Genomic DNA, 7,025 nt, shown 5'->3' on the forward strand with positions numbered 1-7,025 from the left:
GCCAGGACGGCGCCAAAGACGGGCACGCCCCCCAGCAGGAGCGTCGCCGAAACGACCCCCGCCAGACTGGCGAGCGTGCCGACCGACAGGTCAAAGTCCCCGGCCACCATGACGATGGTCATCGTGGCCGTGAGGATGGCCAGGATCGCCACCTGCTCCAGGATGTTGCGCAGGTTGATGGCAGAAAGGAAAGCATCGGGTCGCAGAGCCGAGAAAAGCGCTACGACCCCCAGGAAGCCCAGGAACGTCCCGTAGCTGGCCGTGCGCAGGCCGAGCGGACGCCGGCTGCGGAGCGCGCCCGAACCGGATCCCGCTAAGCCGGATGGGGCCGAGCCGGGCCCGCCGGGCGTCGCCGAACCTGGTGTGGCTGAACCTGGCGCGTTCGTCACGCGGATCGCCTCCCATACATGAACGCCGACAGACTCTCTTCGGTGGCCCCTTCGGCGGCCATCGTCGCCACCAGTTCGCCGTCGTGGAGCACCAGAATCCGGTCGGACAGAATGAGGAGTTCAGGGAGTTCCGATGAGGCCATCAGGATTGCGGCGCCTCGGGCGGCCAGATCGCGAATGATCCCGTAAATCTGGAACTTCGTCGCAACGTCAACGCCCCGCGTGGGCTCATCCAGAAGCAGCACCTTTGGAGGGCGCATGAGAAAGCGGGCAAAGACGGCTTTCTGCTGGTTTCCCCCGGAGAGCTGCGCGATGGGCTGGGAAAGGCGCGCGATCCGGATGCTGAGCTGCTCCACCAGCCCGCGAACCGCCCGTTCTTCGGCCCTGGAGCGCAGCCACCAGCCCCCAACGGCATAAGAAGCCAGGTGAGCCAGGCTGATGTTCTCCCGCACCGACGCGGCCGGCACAAGGGCCTGAGCCCGGCGTTCCTCCGGGACAAGGGCCACGCCCAGCCGGAGGGCCGCCTGGGGGGAACGAATCACGGTAGGCCGCCCGTCGAGGAGCATCCGGCCCCGGCGCGCCCTTTGCGCACCGGCAAGCAGCCGCAGTAGCTCCGAGCGGCCCGACCCCGTCAGGCCCGCAAGTCCTGCGATTTCCCCCCTGCGAAGCGTGAAGGAAACCTCCTTGATTGTGTACCCGCACAGGCCCTGAACTTCGAGCACCGGGGCGCCTGAGGTGGCAGGGCGGCGTGCCGGCTGCGAGACGCCCAGCCGCTGGCCGGTCATGAGCCGGATCAGCTCGGGGCCGTCGAGCTCGGCCGTGGGGCGGGCCGCCACCACCCTGCCGTCGCGCAGCACCGTCACCCGGTCGCAAAGTTGCATGACCTCGCTCAGCCGGTGCGAGACGTAGAGGATGCTGTACCCCTGCGAACGGAGCTGCCGCAGCACCGAAAAGAGGTGGTTGACCTCTTCGTCCGTTAGGGATGCCGTCGGTTCATCAAGGATGAGCACGGATGCTTCCAGGGAGAGCGCTCGGGCAATGGCAACCAGGGTCTGAAGGGTCGGTGAGAGCCTGCCAACCGGCACTCCCACCGGGATGCCCGGCTGAAGCCGCGAGAGAACCTGCTCAGCCTCGCGGTTAAGCGCCCCCCAGTCGACGAAGGGGGTTTTCCCCCGCCTGGGGTACGGGCGCCCGAGGTGGAGGTTTTCCGCGGCACTCAGGCGCCGAACGAGGCTGAGTTCCTGGTGAACCACGGCGACGCCGTCCCGGCTCGCTTCGGCGGGGGAGCGGTAGTGAGCCGGGCGGCCGTTCCGCAGAATGGTGCCGCCGTCAGGGCTCAGAACGCCCGTGAGGATCTTGATCAGCGTGGACTTTCCGGCGCCGTTCTGGCCGACGAGGCCGTGGATCTCCCCACGCCGAAGCTGAATGTCGACCCCGTCAAGCGCTCGCAGCCCCGGGAACTGCTTGACCAGCCCCCGTGCCTCAAGCGCGATCTCGTTCATCCCGGCCCACTTCCCAACCCAGAATTCGGTAGAAGCTCTGCTCCCGGATTCCCGTGCGACAGATGTGCAGTTCGACCCGGTCGCCCCGGACGTACGCCTCGTCGTAGAGAAACGGGCGGCTGTGTCCATCGAAAGAGGTTCGCCTGGAAAACAGCCCGGGACTCGAGACAGGGGCCGCAAGCACCTCCGCTGCCGCCGGCGGCAGGGCGCACGGCTGCAGCACCTCTTCGGAGCGCGCGGCCACCAGGCCGGCCTGTTCCCGCAGGAATGCGTAAAGTGGAACGGACGCCTCGTACGCCTGGCCGACTTCCGCCAGGTCGGCCGGCAGGTACGAACGCTGGTACACCACCGGCACATCGCCCACCCTGCGGAGCCGGGAGATGACGAAGACAGCGCTTCCAGGCGGCACGGCCAGCGCCCGGTAGACGCCCTCGGAGATGGCGTTGGAGGCGTGGTGGGTAGCGTCGCGGATGCCCGGACGGTCGTGCAGCAGGGTGCGTTCGATGACCTGCGTCTCGATATGGACGCCCTGCCGGGCCATCTCCTCGGAGAAGCTGGCGAGGTGGATCGGATCCTGAAAGCTGCCCGGGTCGGCCGCGAATGTGCCTACCCCGTGGTGGACTTTGACGAGCCCTTCTTCGGCCAGGAGCGCGAGCGCCTGGCGGACGGTCATGAGCGTGGTGCCGAACTGCCGAGCCAGCTCTCGCTGCGTCGGAAGGCGCATGGACGGCTGGACGCCGCCGGCCAGCAGGCGCTCCCGGAGCGCCCTGGCGACTTCCACGTATCGGCTCGCTGTGGTGCGACGTCTGCCCGGCGGCATGAAGTGTTCTAGAACTCCCGTCCGTCTTCACGCTACCACGCTGTGCCAGCGGGGTCAAGAGAGCCTCTGACGCTGGCCCCAAACGCGAAGCATTCCTGACCGGCAGACGACATAGTATTGACATGCTCTTGACATCACCCGCTGGCCGTCATAACATTGGCTGCCAAGAAGAGTCCACCCCAGGGAGGATGAGTCAGTTGACCCCGGAAAGCCTTGTCCAGGCCATCAATACGGTGTGGACGCTGGTTGCCGCTTTCCTCGTCTTTTTCATGCAGGCCGGCTTCGCCATGGTGGAGGCCGGGTTCACCCGGGCCAAGAACGCCGGCAACATCGTCCTGAAAAACCTCATGGACTTCGCCGCCGCCACGGTCGCCTACTGGCTCGTCGGCTTCGCGTTCATGTTCGGCGCGTCGGCCTCAGGCCTCATAGGTACCACCGGGTTCTTCGTCCCGGCCTCGATGCCGTCCATTGCGTGGACCGGGCTCGGCACCCAGGCGTTCTGGCTGTTCCAGGTGGTCTTCGCCGGAACGGCCGCCACCATCGTCAGCGGCGCGATGGCGGAGCGCACGAAGTTCGCCTCCTACCTGCTCTTCAGTTTCCTCATGGCTGCGATCGTCTACCCGATTGTCGGCCACTGGGTCTGGGGCGGAGGCTGGCTCGCCGGGCTCGCCACCCCAATGAAGGACTTCGCCGGCTCGACGGTGGTGCACGGCGTGGGCGCGTGGGCCGCGCTGGCGGGGTGCTTGCTCCTCGGACCCCGGATCGGCCGCTTTGCCGGCTCGCCTCACCCGGCGAACGGCAGCAACGGCGGCCTGCAGGGCCATAGCCTGACGCTGGCGGCACTGGGCGTCTTCATCCTGTGGTTCGGGTGGTTTGGCTTCAACCCGGGCAGCACGCTCGGCGCTGCGGGAGATCTGACGGAGCTCATCGCCCGGGTGGCCGTCAACACCAACCTGGCCGCTGCCACCGGTGCCCTGGCGGCTCTGTTCCTGGCAAAGCTCCACACCGGCAAGTTCTCGGTCGGATCCGCCCTCAACGGCGCGCTGGCCGGGCTCGTGGCCATCACCGCCGGCTGTGCGTTCGTGGATAACCTGGGCGCCATCATCATCGGGATGATCGGCGGCGTTGCCATGTACGCCGGTACGCTCCTGCTCGAGGCGCTCAAGATCGATGATGCCGTGGGCGCCATTCCCGTGCACGGCTTCGCCGGGGTGGCCGGCACGCTGGCCGTCGGGCTGTTTGACGTGGAGACGGGCCTGCTTTACGGCGGCGGCATAGGGCAGCTCGTCTCTCAAACCATCGGCGTGGTGGCGGTGTTTGCCTGGACGTTTGGCGTCTCGTACATGGCGTTCGCCGCCATCAAGGCTCTCATGGGCCTGCGCGTCAGCCCCGAAGAGGAGCAGCGAGGGCTCGACTATCACGAGCATGGCGTGGTCGCCTACCCGGATTTCGTGCAGCCCCAGGTGTCCGAGCCGGCCGACGGCGGGGCCCGGCGGCTCGACAAGCCGTCGCTCGCCACCGGCTGAAAGCGACAGCGCCCCGCCGCCCCACGCGGCGGGGCGCACCGTCTGCCCGCGTGCCAGCCGGTCCAGGTGCCCATCGTATTGACACCGAAGAGCGCGAATGGTACGTTCCTGCTAAGATCTTCCTCCCGAACAAGCCCGCGCAGGCGGTATCCAACATGGCAGTGGAATCTGTCGGTATCGGCGCACGAACCCGACCTGGCGAGATGCGGTGGCTGCACAACCCCACCCTGGCACGCTTGCTCCGCCGTCGCGGCGCCCTGTTCGGCCTGGCCGTCGTTGTCACGCTGGTGCTGGCGGCCGTCCTTGCGCCGTTGCTCGCCCCATACGACCCGGCAGAGCAGTTCTTCGACGGGCTCACCCTCGAAGGCATGCCGCTCCCCCCCAACCAGCGGTTCTGGCTTGGCACGGACCTGCTCGGCCGTGACCTGCTCTCCCGGATGATCTACGGGGCGCGGGTGTCCCTCATCATCGGCGTGGCGGCCAACGGCGTGGCCCTCTTCATCGGGACCTTGCTCGGCAGCGTGGCCGGCTTCGTTCAGGGGCGGCTCGGCACAGTCATCATGCGGTTTACCGACCTCATGATGGCGTTTCCCTCGCTGCTGCTCGCCATTGCCCTGGCGGCCATCTTGCGCCCGAGCATGTGGATCGTGGCACTGGTGATTGCGCTGGTCAACTGGGTTCAGATCGCCAGGGTGGTTTATGGCCAGACCCTTTCCCTTTCCCGGCGAGAGTTCTTCACCGCTGCCCGAGCCGTAGGGGCCTCAACGGGCCGGCTGTTCTTCCGGCACATGCTCCCCCACCTCGTCCCGACCATGGTGGTGTGGGGCACCCTGGGGATCGCCACGACGGTGATGCTGGAGGCTACGCTGTCGTATTTGGGTGTCGGCGTTCAGCCGCCGACCCCGTCATGGGGAGGCATCATCAACGAAAGCCAGGCCTATTTCCTCGATGCACCGTGGCTCGTGGCCTTCCCCGGTATGGCCATCCTGTTGACCTCCCTGGCGTTCAACCTGCTGGGCGACGGCCTTCGCGATGCGCTGGATCCCGAAATGAAGGGGCGCTACTAGCCATGCTGGCTTACGTGGCGCGCCGGATGGCCCAAGCTGCACTGGTGCTGCTCGGCGTTTCCGCCGTGACGTTTCTTTTGCTGTACCTCCTACCGGCCGACCCCGCCCGCATGATTGCCGGGCGAAGCGCCACGGTTGAGACGGTAGAACGCATCCGCCACGAGCTCGGCCTCGACCAGCCGCTTCCCGTGCAGTACGGAAGGTACCTGTGGGAACTTCTGCACGGCGACCTGGGGCGCTCCTATGTTCAGAAGTCGCGGGTCACGGATCTCCTGCTGTCCAGGCTTCCCGCCACGCTCCAGCTGGCCGTGGCGGGCATTCTGGCCGAACTGGCCATCGGCATCCCTCTCGGTGTGGCGGCTGCCGTCCGCCGGGGTAACCGCCTGGATCAGGCCACGATGGTGATGGCCTTCTTGGGGGTCTCGGCGCCGCAGTTCGCGGTGGGCCTGATGCTGGCTTACGTTTTCGGCTTTTTGATACCGGTGCTGCCGCTCGGCGGCTACGGGGGCCTGCGACACCTCTTGCTGCCGGCGTTGACTTTGGGTGTTGCAGGTGGCGGGTGGTATGCGCGGATGATGCGCTCCTCCATGCTGGACGTGATGGGGCAGCAGTATGTGCGAACGGCGGTCGCCAAAGGGCTCAGTCCATGGCGGGTCATCGGCAAGCACGCGCTTCGCAATGCCATCCTACCCGTGGTGTCCATGATCGGCGTCGACATCGGCATCTTCATGAGCGGTGTCGTCGTGGTGGAGACCGTCTTTGCATGGCCCGGGATCGGACAGCTGGCATGGCAAGCCATCCAGCTGGTGGACATTCCGGTCATCATGGGGGTGGTGACCTTTGCTGCCGTATCGATCGTGATAGGCAACCTGCTGGCGGACCTCGTCTACCCGCTGATGGACCCGAGAGTCCAATACTCGCAGTGAGGGAGCGGGAGGGTGGCACCTTGAACAACCGGCGCAAGGCTTCGATAGCTCTCAGCGCAGGTCTCGTCGGGGCTTTCGTGCTCCTTTCCGTGTACGCCGCCTCCGCTCTGGCGCAGCGCCAGGGCGGCCGGATGGTGGTTACCTATCTGAGCGACATTACGACACTGGATCCGGCCATCGGCTACGACTGGCAGAACTGGTCCATCATCAAGTCAATCTTCGATGGGTTGATGGATTACGAGCCCGGAACCACCAAGCTCAAGCCGCAACTGGCGGAATCCTACACCATTTCGGATGACGGGCTCACGTACACTTTCAAGCTCCGTGGAGGCGTGCGCTTCCACAACGGGCGGGAAGTCACAGCCGATGACGTGAAGTACTCCCTGGAGCGGGTGCTCAACCCCGCCACGCAGAGCCCGGGCCAGGGCTTTTATCTGGACATTCAGGGGGCCCAGGAGTTCATTGATGGAAAGGCGCCCGAAGTGACGGGGATCCGGGTGCTTGACCGCCACAGGGTGCAATTCCGGCTGAACCAGCCCAATGCCGCCTTCCTCCACATCCTCGCACTCAACTTCGCCCACGTGGTGCCCAGAGAAGAGGTTGAACGCTGGGGTGCCGACTTCGGTCACCATCCGGTCGGAACCGGGGCCTTCCGAATGCGAGAGTGGGCGCTCGGGCAGCGGCTCGTGCTGGAACGCAATCCCGGCTACTTCGTTCCGGGCCGGCCCTTCCTGGATGAGCTCGTCTTCGAGGTGGGCGTCGAGCCCCTCGTGGCGTTCCTGCGGCTGCTGCGGG

7 protein-coding genes are annotated in these 7,025 nt (G+C 66.4%); 4 read left to right on the top strand and 3 right to left on the bottom strand.

All coding sequences use genetic code 11. The annotated features are described in order from the left end of the window. The 3 genes from AB1609_12715 to AB1609_12725 form a co-directional block, all read right to left on the bottom strand. Window positions 1-389: hypothetical protein (locus AB1609_12715; GenBank protein MEW6047323.1), on the bottom strand; the 389-nt coding region annotated here is incomplete at its 3' end. Then, window positions 386-1,891, bottom strand: a complete 1,506-nt coding sequence (locus tag AB1609_12720; protein MEW6047324.1) for a sugar ABC transporter ATP-binding protein — start codon at window positions 1,889-1,891, stop codon at window positions 386-388. The genes AB1609_12720 and AB1609_12715, both read right to left, overlap by 4 nt. Then, complete coding sequence (locus AB1609_12725) at window positions 1,872-2,672, bottom strand: GntR family transcriptional regulator (GenBank protein MEW6047325.1); 801 nt, start codon at window positions 2,670-2,672, stop codon at window positions 1,872-1,874. The genes AB1609_12720 and AB1609_12725 overlap by 20 nt, the downstream gene beginning before the upstream one ends. A 227-nt stretch (window positions 2,673-2,899) precedes the next feature. Between AB1609_12725 and AB1609_12730 the strand changes: the two genes are divergently transcribed. The 4 genes from AB1609_12730 to AB1609_12745 all read left to right on the top strand — a co-directional run. Beyond that, window positions 2,900-4,237, top strand: a complete 1,338-nt coding sequence (locus AB1609_12730) for an ammonium transporter (GenBank protein ID MEW6047326.1) — start codon at window positions 2,900-2,902, stop codon at window positions 4,235-4,237. Window positions 4,238-4,440: 203 nt separating this feature from the next. After that, window positions 4,441-5,304, top strand: coding sequence for an ABC transporter permease (locus AB1609_12735; GenBank protein MEW6047327.1), 864 nt, complete (start codon window positions 4,441-4,443; stop codon window positions 5,302-5,304). A 2-nt stretch (window positions 5,305-5,306) separates the two neighbouring features. After that, window positions 5,307-6,230 (top strand): ABC transporter permease, encoded by a 924-nt coding sequence (locus AB1609_12740; GenBank protein ID MEW6047328.1) that lies wholly within the window; start codon window positions 5,307-5,309, stop codon window positions 6,228-6,230. Window positions 6,231-6,307: 77 nt separating this feature from the next. Next, window positions 6,308-7,025, top strand: a 718-nt coding sequence (locus tag AB1609_12745) for an ABC transporter substrate-binding protein (protein MEW6047329.1), incomplete at its 3' end; no start/stop codon positions are given.

The sequence above is a fragment of the Bacillota bacterium genome, assembly GCA_040754675.1.
In the GTDB taxonomy this organism is placed as follows: Bacteria; Bacillota; Limnochordia; order Limnochordales; family Geochordaceae; genus Geochorda.